General features: G+C 57.7%; 16 protein-coding genes and 4 pseudogenes. 8 read left to right on the top strand and 12 right to left on the bottom strand.

The window, feature by feature from the left end:
- Window positions 1-13: 13 nt before the first annotated feature.
- Together ACE10X_RS39440 and ACE10X_RS39435 are read right to left on the bottom strand one after the other, a co-directional pair.
- Window positions 14-1,015, bottom strand: coding sequence for a GDP-mannose 4,6-dehydratase (locus ACE10X_RS39440; RefSeq protein WP_075968806.1), 1,002 nt, complete (start codon window positions 1,013-1,015; stop codon window positions 14-16).
- Window positions 990-2,150 carry a glycosyltransferase gene (locus ACE10X_RS39435; protein ID WP_244436090.1) on the bottom strand — a complete coding sequence of 387 codons (1,161 nt, stop codon included), beginning with the start codon at window positions 2,148-2,150 and terminating at the stop codon, window positions 990-992. Before ACE10X_RS39435 ends, ACE10X_RS39440 begins: the two co-directional genes overlap by 26 nt.
- 319 nt (window positions 2,151-2,469) lie before the next feature.
- Between ACE10X_RS39435 and ACE10X_RS39430 the strand changes: the two genes are divergently transcribed.
- Complete coding sequence (locus ACE10X_RS39430; protein WP_016841307.1) at window positions 2,470-2,754, top strand: DNA -binding domain-containing protein; 285 nt, start codon at window positions 2,470-2,472, stop codon at window positions 2,752-2,754.
- Window positions 2,755-3,285: 531 nt separating this feature from the next.
- Here ACE10X_RS39430 and ACE10X_RS39425 read toward each other — a convergent pair.
- Both ACE10X_RS39425 and ACE10X_RS39420 read right to left on the bottom strand, forming a co-directional pair.
- Window positions 3,286-3,924 (bottom strand): hypothetical protein, encoded by a 639-nt coding sequence (locus ACE10X_RS39425; RefSeq protein WP_016841305.1) that lies wholly within the window; start codon window positions 3,922-3,924, stop codon window positions 3,286-3,288.
- Between the two features lie 3 nt (window positions 3,925-3,927).
- Complete coding sequence (locus ACE10X_RS39420; RefSeq protein ID WP_018268919.1) at window positions 3,928-4,512, bottom strand: NYN domain-containing protein; 585 nt, start codon at window positions 4,510-4,512, stop codon at window positions 3,928-3,930.
- 1,024 nt (window positions 4,513-5,536) lie between these two features.
- Here ACE10X_RS39420 and ACE10X_RS39415 point away from each other — a divergent pair.
- Window positions 5,537-5,971 (top strand): hypothetical protein, encoded by a 435-nt coding sequence (locus ACE10X_RS39415; RefSeq protein WP_016841303.1) that lies wholly within the window; start codon window positions 5,537-5,539, stop codon window positions 5,969-5,971.
- A 121-nt stretch (window positions 5,972-6,092) separates the two neighbouring features.
- Here ACE10X_RS39415 and ACE10X_RS39410 read toward each other — a convergent pair whose 3' ends face one another.
- Entirely contained in the window at window positions 6,093-6,395 is a 303-nt protein-coding gene (locus ACE10X_RS39410; protein ID WP_174771034.1) for a hypothetical protein, read from the bottom strand.
- Window positions 6,396-6,866: 471 nt separating this feature from the next.
- Between ACE10X_RS39410 and ACE10X_RS39405 the strand changes: the two genes are divergently transcribed.
- Window positions 6,867-7,091, top strand: coding sequence for a hypothetical protein (locus ACE10X_RS39405; protein ID WP_244436089.1), 225 nt, complete (start codon window positions 6,867-6,869; stop codon window positions 7,089-7,091).
- 213 nt (window positions 7,092-7,304) lie between these two features.
- Here the strand turns inward: ACE10X_RS39405 and ACE10X_RS39400 are convergent.
- The 4 genes and pseudogenes from ACE10X_RS39400 to ACE10X_RS39385 all read right to left on the bottom strand — a co-directional run.
- Window positions 7,305-7,772: pseudogene (locus tag ACE10X_RS39400) on the bottom strand (IS3 family transposase); the annotation flags it as partial.
- 55 nt (window positions 7,773-7,827) lie between these two features.
- Complete coding sequence (ltrA, locus tag ACE10X_RS39395; RefSeq protein WP_369525562.1) at window positions 7,828-9,357, bottom strand: group II intron reverse transcriptase/maturase; 1,530 nt, start codon at window positions 9,355-9,357, stop codon at window positions 7,828-7,830.
- Window positions 9,358-9,922: 565 nt separating this feature from the next.
- Window positions 9,923-10,423 carry an IS3 family transposase gene (locus tag ACE10X_RS39390; protein ID WP_375763678.1) on the bottom strand — a complete coding sequence of 167 codons (501 nt, stop codon included), beginning with the start codon at window positions 10,421-10,423 and terminating at the stop codon, window positions 9,923-9,925.
- On the bottom strand, window positions 10,420-10,740 hold the full coding sequence (locus tag ACE10X_RS39385) for a transposase (RefSeq protein WP_375763677.1): 321 nt from the start codon (window positions 10,738-10,740) through the stop codon (window positions 10,420-10,422). The genes ACE10X_RS39390 and ACE10X_RS39385 overlap by 4 nt, the downstream gene beginning before the upstream one ends.
- A gap of 772 nt (window positions 10,741-11,512) precedes the next feature.
- On the opposite strand from ACE10X_RS39385, the gene ACE10X_RS39380 reads away from it, so the two are divergent.
- Window positions 11,513-11,791 (top strand): DNA -binding domain-containing protein, encoded by a 279-nt coding sequence (locus ACE10X_RS39380; protein WP_075969191.1) that lies wholly within the window; start codon window positions 11,513-11,515, stop codon window positions 11,789-11,791.
- A gap of 719 nt (window positions 11,792-12,510) precedes the next feature.
- On the opposite strand, the gene ACE10X_RS39375 is transcribed toward ACE10X_RS39380, so the two are convergent.
- The 3 genes from ACE10X_RS39375 to ACE10X_RS39365 all read right to left on the bottom strand — a co-directional run bounded on the left by ACE10X_RS39375 (window position 12,511) and on the right by ACE10X_RS39365 (window position 15,622).
- On the bottom strand, window positions 12,511-12,762 hold the full coding sequence (locus ACE10X_RS39375; protein WP_018268916.1) for a hypothetical protein: 252 nt from the start codon (window positions 12,760-12,762) through the stop codon (window positions 12,511-12,513).
- 48 nt (window positions 12,763-12,810) lie between these two features.
- Window positions 12,811-13,230: a hypothetical protein gene (locus tag ACE10X_RS39370; protein WP_016843634.1), complete on the bottom strand. Its 420-nt coding sequence runs from the start codon at window positions 13,228-13,230 to the stop codon at window positions 12,811-12,813.
- 1,468 nt (window positions 13,231-14,698) lie between these two features.
- Window positions 14,699-15,622, bottom strand: a complete 924-nt coding sequence (locus ACE10X_RS39365) for an acyltransferase (protein ID WP_244436111.1) — start codon at window positions 15,620-15,622, stop codon at window positions 14,699-14,701.
- Window positions 15,623-16,489: 867 nt separating this feature from the next.
- On the opposite strand from ACE10X_RS39365, the pseudogene ACE10X_RS39360 reads away from it, so the two are divergent.
- The 4 genes and pseudogenes from ACE10X_RS39360 to ACE10X_RS39345 all read left to right on the top strand — a co-directional run.
- A pseudogene (locus tag ACE10X_RS39360) lies at window positions 16,490-16,737 on the top strand (DUF2285 domain-containing protein).
- A 599-nt stretch (window positions 16,738-17,336) separates the two neighbouring features.
- Window positions 17,337-17,645 (top strand): annotated as a pseudogene (locus ACE10X_RS39355) (transposase); the annotation flags it as partial.
- A gap of 212 nt (window positions 17,646-17,857) precedes the next feature.
- Window positions 17,858-19,228, top strand: a complete 1,371-nt coding sequence (locus tag ACE10X_RS39350) for an IS110 family transposase (RefSeq protein ID WP_026191859.1) — start codon at window positions 17,858-17,860, stop codon at window positions 19,226-19,228.
- 9 nt (window positions 19,229-19,237) lie between these two features.
- A pseudogene (locus tag ACE10X_RS39345) lies at window positions 19,238-20,093 on the top strand (IS3 family transposase); the annotation flags it as partial.
- Window positions 20,094-20,293: the final 200 nt, after the last annotated feature.

Genomic DNA, 20,293 nt, shown 5'->3' with positions numbered 1-20,293 from the left:
TGACGAGTGTTCGCTAAATGTTGTAAAGGTTGGCGCGATATGAGCCGATATTGGCTTCGACAAAATTGATCGTGAGCTTCAGCCCCTCGTCAATCGAGGTGCCTGGCGTCCACTGCAAAAGCTGCTGGGCTTTGCCATTGTTTGAGACAAGCCGAAGGACTTCGCTCATTGCGGGGCGAATGCGCTTTGGATCTTGCACAATTTGCTTTCTCACGTTCATCAGGGATAGTATTCGCTCGGCAAAGTGGCTAACGGGGAACGTCTGGCCGGTACCGAGGTTGATTGTTTCGCCCTCGATCCCGGGCGTCGCGCCTGCCGCGAGAAATCCGGAAACCGTATCCCCCACGAAGGTCATGTCGCGCAATGTATCAAGAGCGCCGAGCTCAATGACGTCGCGCGTCAGGGCTTGGGAGATGATCGTCGGAATGAAAGCGCGGGCCGATTGCCGTGGGCCGAACGTGTTGAAGGGGCGGACGGTCACGGCGGGCGTCGAGAAGGAGCGGGAGTAGCTCTCCGCGATCTTGTCGGCGCCAATCTTGGACGCGGAATACGGTGATTGCCCCTGGAGCGGATGAGCTTCGTCAATCGTCTCGGTGATTGCGGTCCCGTAAACCTCGGAAGTCGAGGTGTGCACGACGCGCGAAACGCCGAGCTGCCGCGCAGCTTCCACGACGTTCAGAGTGCCTTCGATATTTGTTCGCACGTAGCTTCGTGGCGCGACGTATGAATACGGAATCGCGATCAAAGCGGCCAGATGAAAGACAATCTCCTGGTCGCGTACCGTCTGAGTGACGAACTCAGGGTCTTCGATGTTTCCAGCGACCACGTTGATTGAATTCTTCAGATCCGGCGACAGATGCTCAAGACTTCCCCAAGCTGGAGAAGAACTGTACCGGATCATAGCCGTCACATCAGCGCCGGCTCGCGCGAGGGCTTCTGTGAGATGGCTTCCTATGAAGCCGGCGGCGCCCGTAACGAGGACTTTTCGTTTATGATAGAATTGGTTGAGATCCATGATCGCACGGCAGTTGAACTAGAGTTGCGTTCTCACGATTTGTGATGAGGCGTGAATAGATTTCGAGGATCTTCGGAACGACGGCGTCTCTTGAGAATCGTTCATCAAACTGCTGGCGAGCCATTCGGCCCATATGGTTCCGAGAGGCCGGGTCGCGCGCGAGACGCACAATAGCCTCGGCGGCAGCCACGGGATCGTTGAGCGGCACGAGAAAACCATCAACCCCGTCCCGAACGACTGAGCGGCAGCCAGGGACATTCGTTGCGATCATCGGTATGCCGTAGCCAGCGGCCTCCATGAGCGCTCTCGGCATTCCTTCACTCTCCGACAAAAGGATCGCAATGTCGGTGCGCTCCCAGACTGTCGCGATGTCGGGAGCCTTCCCCATCCAGGCGACGCCGTCGATCGTGGTGAGTTGGTTGAGCTCGTCGACTGTATAGCTGGTCGGATTTCCCGGGTCTGGCGTCCCCCAGAGCTCCAACTCGATTTGCGGCTCCTGCGCCCGAGCGAGCGATACGGCCTCTACTACGGTCGCGAGACCCTTCGACCTGAGCATCCGTCCCAGAAATGCGACTCGGACGGGTCCGTCACCCGATCTTTTGGTCGAGCGACGGGAGCCAATCTCGATACCCCATCCACCGAAAATCACGGAATCCGCCGGATGCGGAAACTCGCGGCGATCATCTTCATTCTCAAATGAGACGAGTGCGGTTCGCCCTCGCGAGAGCCAGCAGGCTTGCAGGCGAACGAAACCTCGGGCCATTTCGGCAGCCCATCCAGCGCGTCCCCACAGCTGCCCAAGGCCTGTGAACGAGGCGAGGAGAGGATACTTCCGTCCAACCGGGCCCGATAAGCCCAACAGCACGATAGATCTTATGGAAAGCGCATGGACGAGGTCCGGCCGTTCCTCAGCCAGAATTGTGCGAAGACGCAGGATCGAACGAAGTAGAGAAACAAGCGACAAAGAGGCGCGCTCCGTCGGCATCTCCAGTAGACGGAAGTCTTCTCGTTCGATCGCATCCCGCTGGTGCCGCACAAAAGTAGCGACCATGACATCAAATCCCGCCGCTCGCGCCGCGCGGGCCGGCTCAAGGAAGTGGGTCGTGAACGTCTCGTCTTCCGGTACGATGTACAAGATCCGAGGCCGAGCCCCGGCTCGCCCAACATCCACCATACCAAACCCCACCAACCAAACCGATTTGTCACTGCAACAAAAAGTAACAATGACGAAAGGAAACAATCTAAAGTGTGCTCAACCAGTAGACTAGTGACAGAATGCGTTCGCTACCTGGGGGTAAAACTTTGTACGAAACGATCCAATGCGTGCGTGCACCCCGCAGGAGTGCTCAAATTACATCACAACCGCGCGGTTCGTACCGTTGGCCACCGCAGAGGAAATCATCAATCGGCCCAAATGGCGTGTGAAAAGCAGCGAGTAAATCCACGGAGAGCCTATGCGCGAGATGCCGCTTAAGCCCCATGTCGCCGATTCTACGCCGGTGGATGATATCGTGACGCCATACGACAAAGAATATGCGATTACATATCTGCGCATGCTGGATGCCGATGCTGAAGGTGCCGACTGGCGCGAAGTCGCCGAAATCGTCCTCGACATCGATCATGAGCGCGAGCCGATCCGCGCCAGGCAAGCGTACGAATCGCATCTCGCACGGGCGAGGTGGATGAGCAATTGCGGATACAAACTGCTGCTCAAGCATGGCTGGCCGGCATCAAACTGAGCAGAACTGTCACACGAGCGCCCGCGTGTGATGAAATTCACGAAAGAAAGGCGCTCTAGCGCTGGATTTAGACGCCAGCTGGACCAGATTGCATTAAAATATTCGTTTCTGTGGGAGATAATGATGCAATTAAGCGGATCTCATAGTGAAACCAGCATGGAGCGAGATATGACCAGTCATTCCCGACTCCTCTATCGATTCCGCATGCGCACGTATGCGGAGACAATGTTTCGGCGCAGCAGGTGCGAGAAGCAGGAAATGATCTGGCTGCAGTCCAGCCTGATGCGGCTCGGGAGCGAACTACGGCAATCTGAGCGCTGGTCCAGCGCGGCATCCAGCAGCAGGCTAGAACCGGCACGGTAGCGATGTGGCTAAACCTCTCCATACGCTGATTTAGCTTCATCTGAGGATCGCGAATTTATCCAGCATGTCCCGTTAAACCACGACAATACGTCTAGGGAACAAGCCGAACGCTCGACATAGGCTCAGCCCGCCACACCGGCACCAAGCCCAGTCAATTCGATACATTCGTTAATCCGCGCCGTGAGAGAAGACACGAGTGCCGAGTGGCAATGTCCGTTGGCTTCCGATCGGACTTGCTCCAATTTCCCAGCCGGCTCCACCCCATAGCAGGTCAACCACACCGAGGTCGCCCATACCGTCACGAACAAAAAATATGTTGGGAGTGGAATTGGTCTGCAGTGCCCCGCTTTCTCCATTGGCCTGCAGCCTCAAGAGGCACCACACATTCGCGAGCTTGGTCTCATCGCGAGCACCTAGTTCTTCGCTGATGTCGACCGCATTTGAGGGACTCCTCAAAATGTAAGTGTGCAGAGATGGATCGCCCTCGGTTTCGACTTTGATTGCGTACCGGCGCGTGAAGGTCGCGCCAAGCCATGAGATCCTGACTCGGGCAGTTGGCGTAATGTCTTCCTTGAAGTGCTCCCGCGCGACGAATGCTTCAGTCTCGAACAGTTCGCCAGCCTTCCGCTTCAACGAGCATTCGACCCTGACATCTGGCACGACTGACGGCAATTTACCGTCATCGGCCCTGCTCTCCGCCTGAGGCGCACTGACCACCCATATCAGCAAAAGACGGACGAGATACGAATTGAGCACTAAGCGGCGCACTGTCTGCGCCGCCGTCAGGTTGCACGAAATTACCGCCATGCGTTATTCCGCGATGGCTGAATCGCGGTACCTGATAGCACCTGACGAGGGGCCGAGCCGTTCAGACGGATCGCGCCCCACCTTCAGCTTCAACTGCGCTAGGTCAATAAATTCGTCCGCCTGGCGCCGAAGTTCGTCGGCGATCATGGCCGGCTGGATTGCAAAGCTGGAAACGACAGTCACGCGGACGCCACGACGCTGCACGGCTTCGACCAAGCAACGGAAGTTGCCGTCGCCGGAGAACAGGATGATCTGGTCGACGTGCTCAGCGAGCTCCATGACATCGACTGCGAGCTTGATGTCCATACTGCCCTTCGCCTTGCGGCGACCGCAGGCCTCTGCAAATTCTTTGGTCAGCTTAGTCACAACCGCGTAGCCGTTGTAGTCAAGCCAATCGAGGAGCGGCCGAACCGCTGAATATTCCTGATCCTCGACAATCGGCGTGTAATAGAACGCCCGCAACAGCGCGCCGCGGCTCTGAAATAGCTCGGGCAGGCGGTTGTAGTCGATGTCGAAGCCGAGCGCCTTCGCGGTTGCCTGGAGGTTGGGACCATCGATAAAGAGCGCGATCTTGCCGCACGGTGACATGGCTCAATTCGCGCTCTTCATCTGTGGTCTCCGATGCTTCAGAGCGGCAGCCAATGCTGTCTGCCGTGATTCGGGCATGCATACCTTGGTTCTGTGGGCTGCGCTCTAACGAACACAGTACGCATCGGACGAATGAGCCGATCTCGTTTCTCGCCTGAGTGTCTTGTCTCCGCGTCGCCCCATTAACGTTCCTAATGTCGGTGTGGTCGGGATCATCCGCGCGGTTGGCAGCTTCCATGACGATGCGCGCGCCAACGTAATTAGCTTGAAGTTTGATTGCCTCAGGCACTCTCAGGATGTCGCGGCCCCAGCTATCCGGGCGAGCGCTCTTGGCGGTCGGCCGGACCTACATCGCGAATATCGATGCCCTTCCTGTTTCAGGACAAAGACGCGCGAGCCGAAGGCCAAGAGTGAATGTTCTATTTGATTTTCGGGCGGCGAGCTATGCGTTCATTTTAGGGCCTATGCGAACCCGAACTGAAAGCAATTTGGAGCCCGTCATTCGCTGCCGCAGAAGAATTAGTTCAGAGCCATAATCATGATGACTCCGACGCAAAAACAAAAAATAAAGTGGAGAAAACGACGGGAGGATGGACAATGGAAGCCGTAAGTCGCTTGCGAGCGATGGCGTCGCTATGTCGACAGAGTGCCGCACATCATCCTGACAGAAGTTGGAAGCTGCTCGCAGAGGCCGAGTACTGGGAGCACTTGGCGGCTGCTGCGCTCTCGGATCACGTCAAGGAATGCGCCCCACCAGCGCGAACGAACGAGCGCGGCCCCAAGCCACTGCCAACGAAGAACACGCGGGAGCCTATCGCCCCCACGTAGAGCGCAGCGCCGATGCCGGTGCCCCCTTATTGTGGTCCAGGGCTCGCTAGGTGGCTTCGGCTGCAAAGGCAAATCCTAGCGCGCCACGCCAGACCGCTGAGCGGGGTACCTGACGTCAACCGGCAAACTAGAGCATGCTGTCCAACGATCGACATGAACGTCAGCGAATTTGAGCGGGCGAACGAATAGGACCACCATGTCCTCCGGCTCCAACAGCAGTGTCGCCAAGAAAGCTCGCACGAAAGCCGAGGCGGATTTTGCCACTTGGCTCATGATCGCCAAGCTCGGTGGTTTCGATGACCTTCCGACAAACGCACAGAGTTTTCTGGTTAACTATCGAACCCGCCTCGAGACGATGAGCGAGGTCGAGTCCACGGCCCTGGCCGTTCGTGAGGTCTACAGCGCTTATTACAGCGAGATGGGAGGCGTGGGCGCGGCCCCAGAACCAAAGGCTCGTAAACCAACCACAGAGGGCAAAGCCGTGCGGCTCCAAAGCGGGCCTAAGTCCCGGCCCCGTCTATCGGCTGCGCGCCAATCGACGTGGCCGATACTCCGAAGATCCCTTTCGGCAATGCTGATTCTCGCCAGCATGGTGGCCCTGATTGTCGCTTATAGATTTCTGATGCAGTAACATTTAAACCGCCCCCCGATTGCGTGCGGGAACGAAGTGCTGCTCAAAGCAACTGCCCGGCATGCGGGAGCCGATACTGGGTGATGCCGTGAAGTCGGTATTGACTAACGAAAAACTGGAGTCAGCGAGCCGATATTGGTCCGTGGATTGAAAACGAGGACGATCTCCTTGACCGGCTGGGGGTGATGCCCGCCGCTCGGAGAAAGATCAGCAGCAGCACGGGAACGCCGAGAGCGCCGCCAAACGCAGCGATGCCGGCAGCGTGTTCCCCGACCAAGGGAATAGCAGCTAACGTTGCGGGGAGAGCGATCTTCATCGGCAACGGCAGATCCGAGCTTCGATAGTTTGAAACAGCCTCTGAAACACTCTTCGCGATAGCCACGATTGCTGTCCGGGAGTTGACCAGCGAGGTCAGCTTTTTCAACTTCTCAACGGGACGCAGATCACTTGCGACGAAAGCGCGTGATTCGCTAAGCCACTGTATCGCGAGTGCCCGATCTTCCGCCCTCGTCGCGTGCTTTATCGCCGAAGCGAACCGTACCAATCAGCCACCTTCTAATGCCTTCCGTAATTGCATCGAACATAGCTGCGCCCTAAGGTGTTGAGCGCCTTTATAGCGCACCTTGCGCTTTAGCCAAGGAAATCGAAGTGAGAGCGCTGTTCGTACTGGTATGCTTGATTATTGCTCTCTCCGTTGCACACTCTGAGGACGGACGCTTCCCAATAGAGCGCGAACGCGACTTGTATGATCGCCATGAGATCCTGCAGCATCTGTTCAAGCAAATACGGTACAGATCGTACGTAGATCCATCTGGCTCAACGGGACAGGGTCTTCTCTGAAAAATATCAGTCCGGTGCGCACAAAGAGCTGGGTTGCGCGGTTTGGGAGGCGACAATGGAACGTCCACACAAGGCGGCATCGGATATGGGAGAGCGCGACAAGGCGTCTCCCCCATCAAGATTCTTGGTACGCCAGGGGGCAACGGGCTGGATGGTTTACGATCGGCAACGTAAGGGGCCAGCAATGATTGGGACCAGCTTGGCGGTCAATCTGACGAAAGAGCGAGCAACTCGCATCGAGCGAATGTTGATGGAAGGCGACGGCAAGCATTCAAGTTGAACAAAGCCTGCCGCCCGGCGCGCTCGATGATGATGATAGCATGGCTTGCCATGCATCTCCAATACGCTTGCGCTATCAGATAATCCTTAGAACCGTCGATTCCGCGTATATTTACTTCTTGCAGGCTAATTGGACTTCGCAGTGCCGTTGCCCTCGGTGCTGCTGCTTTGGCGGCGGCCCTGTCGTGATCTTCCCCCAAAAAAATGGACAGGGTTAAGCTACTTTTAGCTCCATCTCGATCGGGCTGATATAGCCGATGGCGGAGTGACGACGCGTTCGATTGTAGAAGCCTTCGATGAAGGCGAAGATGTCGCGCTGGGCTTCGGCGCGGGTCTGGTACTGGCGATGATGAACGAGCTCGGTCTTGAGCGTGTGAAAGAAGCTCTCCATCGGAGCATTGTCATAGCAGTCGCCCTTGCGGCTCATCGACGCCCTGAGGCCGGCGGATTGCATCAGCTTGCGGTAATCCGCCGAGGCATATTGAACGCCGCGATCGGAATGGTGGATCAGGCCGGCACTTGGCCGCTGCGCCGAGATCGCCATCCGCAAGGCCGCCAAGGGCAGGTCGGCGCGCAAATGTTCCGCCATCGCCCAGCCGACAATCCTACGGCTATACAGATCCATGACGGCGGCCAGATAGAGCCAGCCCTGATCGGTCTCGAGTGGAGTAAGAAGCGCGAGCGCGCTTCTCCTCCCCGAACCGTACGTGCACCTTTCAGCGCATACGGCTCTCTGTTCAAGCTTGGCCCATGGCCATAGCAACATCATGATAGTGCGAGGTGACAGTGCTGCGGGTTTCTTTTCGGAAGATGTAGGGATTTTCCTCCGGATTGCGCCACCGGAACTGCGCCTTCGGGCTTGAAACAAGCCGGTAAAGTGCTTTTCCGTGCGGCGCGCCGCGTTCATGCCGACCAAACACGAGCCAGGTTTTCGCCTTGCCCGGTTCCGGGGGTCGGTACCATTTCCGCATCAAAGGTTTGATGCGAGATCGGTATTTGTGCCCCAGCCAATGCGCCATTTTCCAGAATACGACATGGTCGATGCGCCGGAATACGTACGCGGTGAAGTCGGTGAACTTGTAGAACGCTGCCCATCCCGCCAGTTGACGGTTCAGGCCAGCGATCATGTCGACCGTGCTGACACTATGATTGCCGGAAAGGGCTTCAGTGAGCCTGCGAACAAACCCCTTCGCCTTTTCCTTGGGTATCGTTGTGACGACGGACATGCGCCCGTGCGACCCTCGCTTGCGAATGATCCTATGCCCCAGAAAGACGAAGCCGTCATTGACGTGGGTGATATGGGTTTTCTCCATATTCAGCGTCAATTTCAGCTTGCCTTCCAGAAAGGCGCGGCATTCTTCGCGGATTTCCTCTGCTTGAGCTTTGGTCCCTTTTACGATGACGACAAAGTCGTCAGCGTATCGGCAATATGCAACCGCCGGCTTCCATTGCCGGTTCTCTCGAACCGTAATAGGGCGGCCCAGCTTGATGCCGAAGTTCCATGCCCAGCGGTCCTTGCGAGCCTTGTCGCTCAGGTATTTTGCCTCCAGCCACGCATCAAACTCATGGAGCATGATGTTGGACAAGAGCGGTGACAGCACGCCACCTTGCGGAACACCCTCGCTGGAGGCTGTAAACAGGTCACGGTCAATGTGACCTGCCTTCAGGAACCGCCAGAGAAGATCAACAAACCGCCCATCCTGCACTCGTCGCCGCACACATTTGATAAGCAGCCGGTGATGGACCGTGTCGAAGTAGCTTGCCAGATCACCTTCGATGATCCAGCGGCCCCTCGTCATGTCGGCTCCATCCTGGAGCTGTATCTTCACGGTGCGGACGGCATGGTGCACGCTCCGTTCAGGCCGGAAGCCATAGGATAGGCGATGGAAGTCGCTTTCCCAGATTGGCTCCATGGCCATGAGCATGGCTCGTTGGACGATGCGATCCGTCAGAGTCGGAATACCCAGTGGGCGTAGCTTGCCATTGGTTTTCGGGATATAGATTCGCTTCACCGGCTGGGGGCGATAACTCTCGTCCAGCAGGCTTTTCCGCAGGTCATCCAGATGCTGATCCAATCTGACCTGCAATCGTTGCTTATCTATTCCGTCAATGCCCGGTGTTCGTGCGCCACTTGACGCCAGAACAATCCGAGCGGCCTCGGCAAGCCATTCCCGGTTGGCAATCAGCCGAAGGAAGCGATCGAACCTTCGGTTCGGATCGCTCTCGGCCCATGTCGCGATCTTGTGCTGCATTTCACTGATTATCAAAGGTCTTCACCTCATTCGGTCAGGTAGTTTGCACTCCAAGCAGTTCGAACTGTTCCCCTTCGCCATGTGGCAGGCTTTCCCTACCGCGGACTACTACGGAAACTCCGCCAGCATGGTGGACATCAGGGTCAACTCCCTTGCGACGCTAAGCATCGTGGGCATTCCATCATGCCTTCCCTCGTTCATATGCTGGACGTCGTTGTATTGGTGAGGCTGCCGGTCGCAGTCTTTTCCCTTGCTTTCCGCAAGTCGATGCCGATGCCATGGTCTGGCTGCGTTCTCCCCATGACCCCTCGCGAGCGTCCTTACATCTGGGCTCGCGTTCGGATGCCGGCCGTCATATCTGTCCGGCGACATCATCAGCATTCCACCTATTAAGCCGTGTAGGCGGAGGCGACATTTCAGCCCTCAGATGCGGGTGAACCGGTTCGTGTTTCTCAACCTTCCAATACTTCAGCCTCGGGGACCATCTCGGCTTAACGGCTTCGCCTCAATCCCCTTTACCTGCGGGCTACGTCACCCTGCCAGTTGACGACAGGTCACCGCCGCTTGGGCTCATGTCCCCTCACAGCAGGGAACAAGTCACTTTTTTCAGTCCTCCTTTCTCTTTTGCATTCCAGTCATACGCTTCCCCAACTGTGGGGCGAGGCGCACTGTAGGTGATATCGGCGAGCCAGATCTGGTTCGGAGCAGTGGCGATGAAGTTGCGGTCGAGCAAATTCGGGGCGATCGGCAGGTCGTGGCGGCTGTCGGTGGTCCGCACCCGGCGTGGCCGCGCCATGATGGCCCTGATGCCGTGACGCCGCATCAACCGCTCGATGCGACCACGGCTCGCCCCGCGGCCCTGCGCCTTCAACTCGACATGGATACGCGGGCTGCCATAACGCCCGCGGGTGTCGCGGTGGACCCGCCTGATGTCGTCGACGAGGTTACGATTGGCGGCAGATCGTCGGCTCTCCGGGCGCGAGCGCCAGGCATAATAGCCGGCCGGCGAGACGCCGAGCACGTCGCACAGGAGCGTCACCGGATAATCGGCGCGGCGATCTTCGATGAAGCGGAATCTCATGTCCGTGTTCCAGCAAAGATCGCGATCGACTTTTTTAAAATATCGCGCTCCATGCGCAGCCGCTCGTTCTCTCGCTGCAAACGCGCGATCTCTGCCGCGTGGTCCGCCGACGGCAGCGTCGCCTGCGTTGTGGGGCGCCGCGTCGCCGCCGTCGGCTCCAGCCGGGCCCCTCGCTGCTCCACCCACCGCCGCAGCACGGAATCGCGCAGGCCAAGCTCCTTGGCCACAGATCCGATCGAGCGCCCGCTCGACGCTACGAGGTCAACCGCTTGCCGCTTGTAGTCGTCCGTAAACGACCGACGTTGACGTCCTTCCATCCGACACCTCCTGGCTCTTCGAGCCTACTACAGGTGTCCATCAATTCGGAGGAGGTTCAGTCGTGCTCTCTGCACAGCAGGGCCGCTTGTCTAGGTGCTAGCTGCGCCCTTGATGTTGAGGTCAAGCTGCTTGATCAATGGCGCGGGGCGCACTTAGCGGAATCGCGTCCCAACGCCCAAGTTCTGCGGCCTTCACTGTTGAGAAACAAGCCTAGGCTGGTCGCCATCCTCGTGGCCGCGATGGCGCATTCGCGTTTCGGCTCGATCAGCGGAAGAAAAAAGGGGGCAGTTGCAGAATCGCGCTCTATCTTATTTGCCCGACTTCTGGCGCGAAGACATCGTCACAGTGCGGGCACACGTCTCTGAGCCGCGACTTTCCGCATTCTTCGCAAAAAAAACTGTTCCGCAGTTCGGGCATTTATGAATAGCATCGTCAGAGCCGCTGTTCCCGCAACGGGGACATTTTGAAAATTAGTGCGTTCTCCGCTCTTCCATCATGGCCTATGCGATCTCGCCCGATTAGTCCTGCCCGAATTGAGGTGTGCCCTACGCGCGCTGATACAATGGCAACATAGAGGGCTTCGCTCTCACCAGCACGGTACGCGACGAACGAATTATCTCGCTTCTCGCCCGAGTGTGCCCTTCCGGCTTCAAATTGGCGCGTTTCGTACGAATGGCCATGCTGTTCCGGTTGATCGAAACGCTTGACGGATACTCTCGCCATCACGACGATCGACATCGTTGGCGCTAAAGCTGCATGGGAGAATTTTCAGTGCTGGAACCGCTACTCGATCTGACCGTCGATGACATTGCGCCATCGGGTGCGAACCTGACCGTCTATGACGAGGAGCATTTGGCTACATACTGGCGGCTGCTTGACGCCGATGCTGAGGGGGCGGATTGGCGGGAAGTTGCGCGCGTTGTTCTTCACGTTGACCCTGCCCGCGAATGGGACCGGGCGCGTCGCGCTTTTGATAGTCATCTTGCCCGGGCAAAGTGGATGGCAGATTATGGATATCGACAGCTGCTCCGCGGCGGTGCGTTGGGTTAGTGCTTCGTTTGCGCTCGTCATAAGCCGGGCTCCGTGAGCGCGGTCCGGCTGATTTCCTTCAACGATCAGGGAAAGTGTGGCAGCACGTGTCCTAGCAAACCGAGGCCGAGAATGAGAAACGCTCCTGCGCAGATCTGCGCGAATCCAACGCGCGACGTATGCACGTCCACCCTTAAGGCCTCGCCGCGCCCCAGCGCCTAGCGCGGCGAACGAAAGCTGACTGCCGTTGAATACATCAAACTGTGAAAGCATTGCATTTGATGCAACGCGATCCCCTGCCGTGATGAGCGCGCCATCGTGCTATCGCACATCACGAAGTATGAAGGTGTAGGCAGGCTTGTCTTCGAAGGGCCGTTCAATCCGTAGCCGAAATCGCCTTCTCGACGTTAAAAACCTGGGCACTAGAGGGTGAATGCCGACACGATGATTGGGCCTTACGACGAGGCGCGCCGAGACTTGATGGCCGATGGATGGAACACCCATAGGAACGTTACTTGTGTCGCGAATTCAGACTCGGAGTTGTGATTCGATTGGCCAACTGAGCGAGTCGGAAGGATGGATAATAGATGCGAATTGTCGTTCCCGGGCCTTCGTGTCTACCGCGTTCGTAAATGTGCCAGTGCGCGTGGTGGCGGCTGTTGTTAGAGGGGTGGTAGCCCCCAATCCGGGGCTCAGGAGGCGCTGGTCGTGGACGCCCTGCTTGAATCCGCTTAGGGACTTTAACCCGTCAACGGAAACCTACGGGACCGCCAATAATCTCTGATTTCACTTTCGAACCAACCCTCGGCCTCAAATCGAGGGCTGACACGCGACCGAAACTTCAAATAGTGGCTGTAGTGCTTGCGTTCGAGCCACGTCGTAAAGGCGCTGAAGCTCGGATAGTGACCTTGTTTCTGCTCATAGCCTGTCTCGCCCATCCACTCCAAGGCGAGATGCCGGATCATTCGTTCCGCATCGGCTTTTTTGTGCATTGCGTTTTCCTGCCCTAACGTTCACCGGGACACCGTCGTCCTGAGGTTCTAGATTGACCCGAGCGACTTGTAGAAGCCGCCAGCAATTCCACCGATCAGATCGCCGATGGTGCTCCAATCCCTGCCACCAACGTCGGCGTTCTGAATTCGGCTCTCGATGGTGTCTCCGGTGGACAACTTCTGCCGCACAACAGCGAATCCCTTTGCGCTGAGTTGAGCTCGCGCAATGATCAAGACCGCCCCGCGTCCGGCTTCGTTAACACTGTCGCTATGGATCAGGTTTTCCTTCAGCATCCAACGAAGCACGGCTATGAAGTCTTCCTGACTGACCGGTGCGCCAAGAAACTGCTCTGCTCCGCGACTATCGATGTTGTGTACGGATAGGCCGGTAGACACAAATTTTGCAATTGCGCGGGCAACGAGTGCCATGTGCTCATCAATCACTGACCTGTTGGCGTTTTCAGTCATTTGCTCCTCTCGTGGGATGCGCCTTGTATGAAGCCGATGGCAGCACTCGTATGTGCGATCCGACAGTTTATCTCTTCGGAAGTTTCTCCGAAAGGGCCTCTAGAATCCGGACGCCGTCGCTGCCGATAACTCCCAGGAATTCACCCAAACCGAACGCCATCGACTACTGCGGAGAAATATCTACCGTGTAATTCGAACGTCGCCATAGTCATCTTCGATCGGTCGCTCATCATCGAAGTCCGTGTGAGCGAGTAGGGCGGCCAACGCCGAACAACATCATGCCGCCGATCCAGGCGAGACACGTTGCGATCAAGTATGCGGACGTTCCGACGCCAATATTGCCGGTCAGCCCGAACAGCGTGCCCGCGTTAAATAGCATTCCGACGCCACCCCAGAACCAAAAAAGCACCGTAAGCGCCCCCTCTGAAGCTGCCGTAGCTGCTTCGCAGTCTAAACGTGCGTTCCCAACTTTCTTTGCGCTTAAATCCCATCGGCGCGGCCTGTACGTCCTTTGGTGTTGATGATCGTCGCTGCGGCACGCGCCGAGATGCCACCCATAATCACTGTGGCGAGCCGCTAGAGGACTATGATCTTATCGAGAGGAAGCTGAAGTTCTGTCGCCCGTTCTTTGCGATCCGCTTTTTGGAATTCGTTCTCTCGCCGCTCCCATTCAGTAAGTTCTTTGCGAGCGGCTTCGCAGAGACGATCACGCCGTCCTAGGGTTGGTTGACTATGCTCGGTCATGGCTTACCCCCATGACGTAGATCGGGTCAATGACTGGTTTCGAGCGTGGGGCGGAGCGGGTGCTCGGTCAAGGTCTCATTTGCGCAACCGCTATTTTGCTCGCACTGTCAGATGTCTGTCCATTTCGTGCAGAGTGTCCGCGCCGGTCATGAAGACGAACTGTCAAACAATCCGAATTCTAGTCCTCGGTCCCGTGACACGCTTTTCATATCTCAAATGGGAGATGATGCGTAGCGACACGGAATGGGAGATCATCCGTAGTCAAGTAGCGCACTGCGCAGAGAACAATCACATGTTATTTAACTTGTGGCTTAGTGCCAGAATGCCCCATCCTCCGGGGGAGGCAAACTTTGTACGAGGCGGACAAAATCGTGCGCGCGCTTTGTAGGAGTGCTTAAACCGCATCATAACCGTACGCTTCGTACCACGCGCAGTGAAGGTAATTTGCTGGTGAGCTTGCCTTCGTTTGGCGCGAGGCCGATGCGTTCTTGTGCCAAACCGAATCTGGAGACTCGGCGAGGCCTTGGATGGCGCTCCAACCTTTGAGGTTGCGGAAGCTTCTGTCGATTTTATGAGATTCGTCTGCACTTCTTCAGCCAAGCGAGCATCCCCAAAGAACTCGCTGCGACCGATCTTCGCTGAAGTGTTGCCTTCCTTGGACCGCGATCATCAGCGCAATCACTGCCGGAGGCCTCGGCAATGTTGCGCTGCCTAGTCTATAGATTTATGCACTTTGCAAGCGTTTACAAAACCCGCGGATATCTGATCCGAGCGCAATTATTGCGCGACGAAAGAATTGTTCGATGAGCACGTAACTGGTCGCCGCAATGGTAAGTGAAGCTACCCAGATGCCAACGTATTGCAGCCACAGCGGGATGGGAGAGAACGCTTCGAAATTCACTGTGTACCAGCGAATGACAAGCTGGTGAAACAGATAGAGCGAATAGCTGATCTCTCCGAGGAAAATAAGTGTCCGGTGGGAAAGCGCGCGGCTGATGGCTCCGTCATAGCGCGCGAGCGACAGGATCATAGCGAGATAGAAAGGGGCCGCGCCGCCAGTCTTGATAGAATAGGCAAGGGCAGGGGGCAGGAAAGAAAAATCAGTAATGGTGAAAAACGCATTCGCGGCAAGCGTTAGAGCCAAGGCGCCGACTTGGAATGATGTTCCCTTGACCTTGCTTGTCGCGTCGCGCTTGAACCATTCGCCCGCAGCGACACCGAGTGCGAAGATCGGAAGATTGACCAGCGGGTTATAATGACCAAGCCAGTGACTATCGATGCCGGGTTCGAGCTTGCCCAGCAATAATTGAAAGCCGACCGGGATCGCCAAGGCAGCAAGCAATGTGTGAAGTACACTTCGACGCATCAACCACAGCACGCCAGGAAAGGTCGCGTAGAAGAAAATCTCTGCCGAAACTGACCAGGATGGGGCATTGTATGACCAGTAAACGGCCCTTTCGGGGATCCAGGCATGCACAAGGGCAAGATTCAGCCACAAGTTGCGAAACTCTGCAGGGGTAGTGGCCACTTGATAGCTGTATGGCCAGAAGATCAAAAACAGAAAACAAATAGCGGCAACGTGAGCTGGCCAGATGCGGGCGAAACGTGCGGTTAGGAATTGACCGAGTGAAGCCCCTCTTGCGTTGATCGATAGGACAAAGCCCGAAAGCGCGAAAAAGAACGTGACCGCCCTGCCAGATCGAATGGCCAGAAACTACCTTCCGGGAAAAGTGGCGCGACTTGCGAATGGGTCAGAACAATTGCCGCGGCGGCAAAAAACCGCGCGCCGGTCAAAGACGGAATGTTCACGGTAGAAGTCCTTGAAAATACGATCCCTGCTAGAGCACTGCCGTTTTGTCAAGCGAACCATTCGCCCGTCGCGCAACTGTTGCCGTCTAAAGCGGATATGGAGCCCCGCGTGACCCACGCCACGACGATCGCGCCATGAGCGAGGTCACGTGGCCGGAAAGGAAGGCGGTGCACGGGAGGATCAGTGGCAAGGGGCGCCTCACGTCCATGCGAGTGCTGCCACCCACCCTTAATGATCCCGACACGAAAGCTCCGAGGAACATGGTACGTTAGGAGCGAACCGAACGCGCTTCTCATCTGAGTGTGTCGTCTCCGCTTCAGATTGGAACGTTTAGTACAAGAGATCTTCGCGCGCCGTGTCCCTGAGCTGGAGCCTCTGCGCGTCCAGCTAGATAGATAACAGTCGGCGGGCCTTTGCCCTTCGTCAATTCGTCGCCTGCGAAAGCAAGGCCGCCCCACCTAACCGATTGCGCGTGAAAACTCGAGCCTCGGAGCGACTTTGCATAGAGACCCGGGCGTGTGCGAGAGCACACCGCCTCGACTGATATCAGACGGTGCGCTGGGAGCATCACACGGTAGCGTAAATAAGACCTTGACCCCGGCACCTGCTTTCCCGAACGCTCGGACCAGCAAAGCATTCTTATTGAACGAATCAACGTGTTGGGGGGCGCCACAAAAGCCGCCGCTCGATCCGGATATCGCCGATATGGCGCCGACGGATTTCGATCCTGACGCTCTACGACCATGAACATGCCGTCACCTATATGCGCCTCCTGGACGCAGATGCAGAAGACGCCGGCTAGAGAGAAGTCGCAAAGGTCGTGTTGCGCATTGATCCCGAACGCGAGCCGGAGCGCCCGTCGAGCCTACAAAACTCATTTCGCGCGGGCGAAATGGATGAGCAATAGCGAACACAGACTGCCGCTCGAACGTGGCTGGCCTGCCTCTAACTGAGCAAAATTGCCACACGAGCATGCGCGACCACCGCATCGATTTCGTCGCCTCTCACGCCTCCGTTCACGCTAATCTTACTTGCTTGGCGGCGACATTGTCCTTTCTCGCCTACGACGCTTGCTAGGTCGCGTGTCGCGAGGACACGCGCTCAGGCCCCATCTCGCATGGAGATGCTTGCGCGCATAGCTTGTCGGATACGAAGAAGCGAGCTATCCGCGGCGGGACCACCTTGGCAGGTTCTGCTGGCACCGACCTTCGGCCGCCGGCTCGTTCAATACATTGAACGCACGCCGACACCGTCGGCTGCAAGCCACAGTACCTCTCACCTGAGCTTAAACACGCGTTGTGCGCTGAGCCGTCGCTTCTCGGGCCAGGCAAGCGTCGTCGCATAGCAACCAAACAATGCGCAGCATTTGTCGTTTCCGATGCTTCAGGCACGGCCGTGCTTACCAGCTCAGTACGCAATGTACGAGCAATCTCCTTTCTCGCCTGAGGTCGTTATCTCCGCTTCGCTCCGATCCCGATATCGCTCATAGCGATTGAACCTCCTCCGAATTGATGGACACCTGTAGTAGGCTCGAAGAGCCAGGAGGTGTCGGATGGAAGGACGTCAACGTCGGTCGTTTACGGACGACTACAAGCGGCAAGCGGTTGACCTCGTAGCGTCGAGCGGGCGCTCGATCGGATCTGTGGCCAAGGAGCTTGGCCTGCGCGATTCCGTGCTGCGGCGGTGGGTTGAGCAGCGAGGGGCCCGGCTGGAGCCGACGGCGGCGACGCGGCGCCCCCCAACGCAGGCGACGCTGCCGTCGGCGGACCACGCGGCAGAGATCGCGCGTTTGCAGCGAGAGAACGAGCGGCTGCGCATGGAGCGCGATATTTTAAAAAACTGTCCAGCACAGTGGCGCGCCTGCGCGGCGTAGAAACAGCCTTGTGCTATCCTCGGCGGCTGGGAGGGTAGCGGCCGTTCGATTATTGGAGGCACAATCCCCGTTAAAAAACATGGTCCATGGGTGCATGCGAACTTGAGAGTGGTGACGTCGCCCTGGCGACGATCCCGATTAGGAAGATGACGATTGGCATAGCCCAAACCCTCCTGCTCATCATTGAATGGAGTATTGCAATGCCCAAGAAGAGGACGGTCGGCGACCGCCCAGAACTTAGGCCGGTCAACGTCGGGGCCGCCGCTATCGACGTCGGATCAAAGATGCACATGGCTGCGGTGAACCCCGCTTGCACTGACGTGCCTGTGCGCTCTTTCGGCACATTCACGCGAGACCTGCATGAGCTGGCGGACTGGTTCAAAACGTGCGGCGTGACGAGTGTCGCGATGGAATCCACCGGAGTCTATTGGATCCCGGTCTACGAGATCCTGGAGCAGCGCGGGTTTGAAGTGATTCTGGTCAATGCGCGGTACGCCAAGAACGTGCCCGGGCGCAAGACCGATGTCAGCGATGCCGCGTGGTTGCGCCAGCTTCACTCCTATGGCCTGTTACGCGGCAGCTTCCGACCTGATGCCGAGATCGCAACCCTGCGCGCGTATCTGCGCCAACGGGAGCGGCTGGTGGAATATGCCGCCGCCCATATCCAGCATATGCAGAAGGCCCTGATGGAGATGAATCTGCAGCTCCATCATGTGGTCACGGATATCACGGGCGCAACCGGCATGCGGATTATCCGAGCGATTGTTGCAGGCGAGCGGAATCCTGACGTCTTGGCAACCTATCGGGACGTGCGATGCCATTCATCCATCGCGACGATCCGCGCGGCACTGGTGGGCAACGACCGGCACGAACATGTCTTCGCGCTGACCCAGTCGCTGGAACTCTACGACGTCTACCAAGCGAAGATGCTGGACTGCGACCGCAAGCTCGAGGTCCTGATCGCGGCACTGAACAATAAAGGCGCGAAGCCGACCGGAAAGCTATCCAAGCCACGCATCAAGACCAAACAGGTCAACGCGCCTACCTTCGATGTCAGGACCGCGCTGTACGGCGTGCTCGGCGTCGATCTGACTGAGATCCATGGGTTGGGTCCATCACTGGCATTGAAGCTCGTCGGTGAGTGTGGCACCGATCTGCGAGCATGGCCGAGCGCCAAGCACTTCACCTCCTGGCTGTGCCTTGCACCAGGCAACAAAATCTCTGGCGGCAAGGTGTTGTCCTCGCGCACACGGAGATCGTCCAGTCGCGCAGCCGCACTGTTGCGGTTGGCAGCAACAACCGTCGGGCGGAGCGATACGGCGCTCGGTGCATTCTATCGCCGACTATCCTCACGTGCGGGTAAGTCAAAGGCGGTGACAGCGACCGCCCGCAAGATCGCAGTTTTATTCTACAACACCCTCCGGCACGGTATGCACTACAGAGACCCCGGCGCGGATCACTATGAGCAGAAGTATCGCGGCCGTGTCCTCGCTAACCTTCAGCGCCGAGCCAAATCTCTGGGCTTCGTGTTACAGGCAATTTCGGGCGACCCCGATCCGGCTGTTTCTTAGGAAGTCGATCGCGATCTTTGCTGGAACACGGACATGAGATTCCGCTTCATCGAAGATCGCCGCGCCGATTATCCGGTGACACTCCTGTGCGACGTGCTCGGCGTCTCGCCGGCCGGCTATTATGCCTGGCGCTCGCGCCCGGAGAGCCGACGATCTGCCGCCAATCGTGACCTCGTCGACGACATCAGGCGGGTCCACCGCGACACCCGCGGGCGTTATGGCAGCCCGCGTATCCATGTCGAGTTGAAGGCGCAGGGCCGCGGGGCGAGCCGTGGTCGCATCGAGCGGTTGATGCGGCGTCACGGCATCAGGGCCATCATGGCGCGGCCACGCCGGGTGCGGACCACCGACAGCCGCCACGACCTGCCGATCGCCCCGAATTTGCTCGACCGCAACTTCATCGCCACTGCTCCGAACCAGATCTGGCTCGCCGATATCACCTACATCGAGACCGATCAGGGCTGGCTCTATCTGGCCGCCGTCATGGGCGATGGCGGATCATTTGCGCGCCGACCTGCCCTTGGCGGCCTTGCGGATGGCGATCTCGGCGCAGCGGCCAAGTGCCGGCCTGATCCACCATTCCGATCGCGGCGCCCAATATGCCTCGGCGGATTACCGCAAGCTGATGCAATCCGCCGGCCTCAGGGCGTCGATGAGCCGCAAGGGCGACTGCTATGACAATGCTCCGATGGAGAGCTTCTTTCACACGCTCAAGACCGAGCTCGTTCATCATCGCCAGTACCAGACCCGCGCCGAAGCCCAGCGCGACATCTTCGCCTTCATCGAAGGCTTCTACAATCGAACGCGTCGTCACTCCGCCATCGGCTATATCAGCCCGATCGAGATGGAGCTAAAAGCAGCTTAACCCTGTCCATTTTTTTGGGGGAAGATCAGATGACCATTGGGCCGCTGCTGGATTCCGTTAGACTGCACTCTCATTCGCACCATGCAAGCTTATGCTACAAACTGGCCGGCTCGCTCCTCGCCCCCCCTTTAGAGTGAGAGGGCGGACGGGCTTCGCCGTGACGGGTTGAAGAACGGAGGAGAGGCCTCCGGCGCCTGTCG

Source organism: Bradyrhizobium sp. Pha-3, from assembly GCF_042258325.1.
Lineage (GTDB): Bacteria > Pseudomonadota > Alphaproteobacteria > Rhizobiales > Xanthobacteraceae > Bradyrhizobium > Bradyrhizobium elkanii.
The sequence above is the reverse complement of the archived record's forward strand: the minus strand, read 5'-3'. Positions and strand labels throughout refer to the sequence as shown.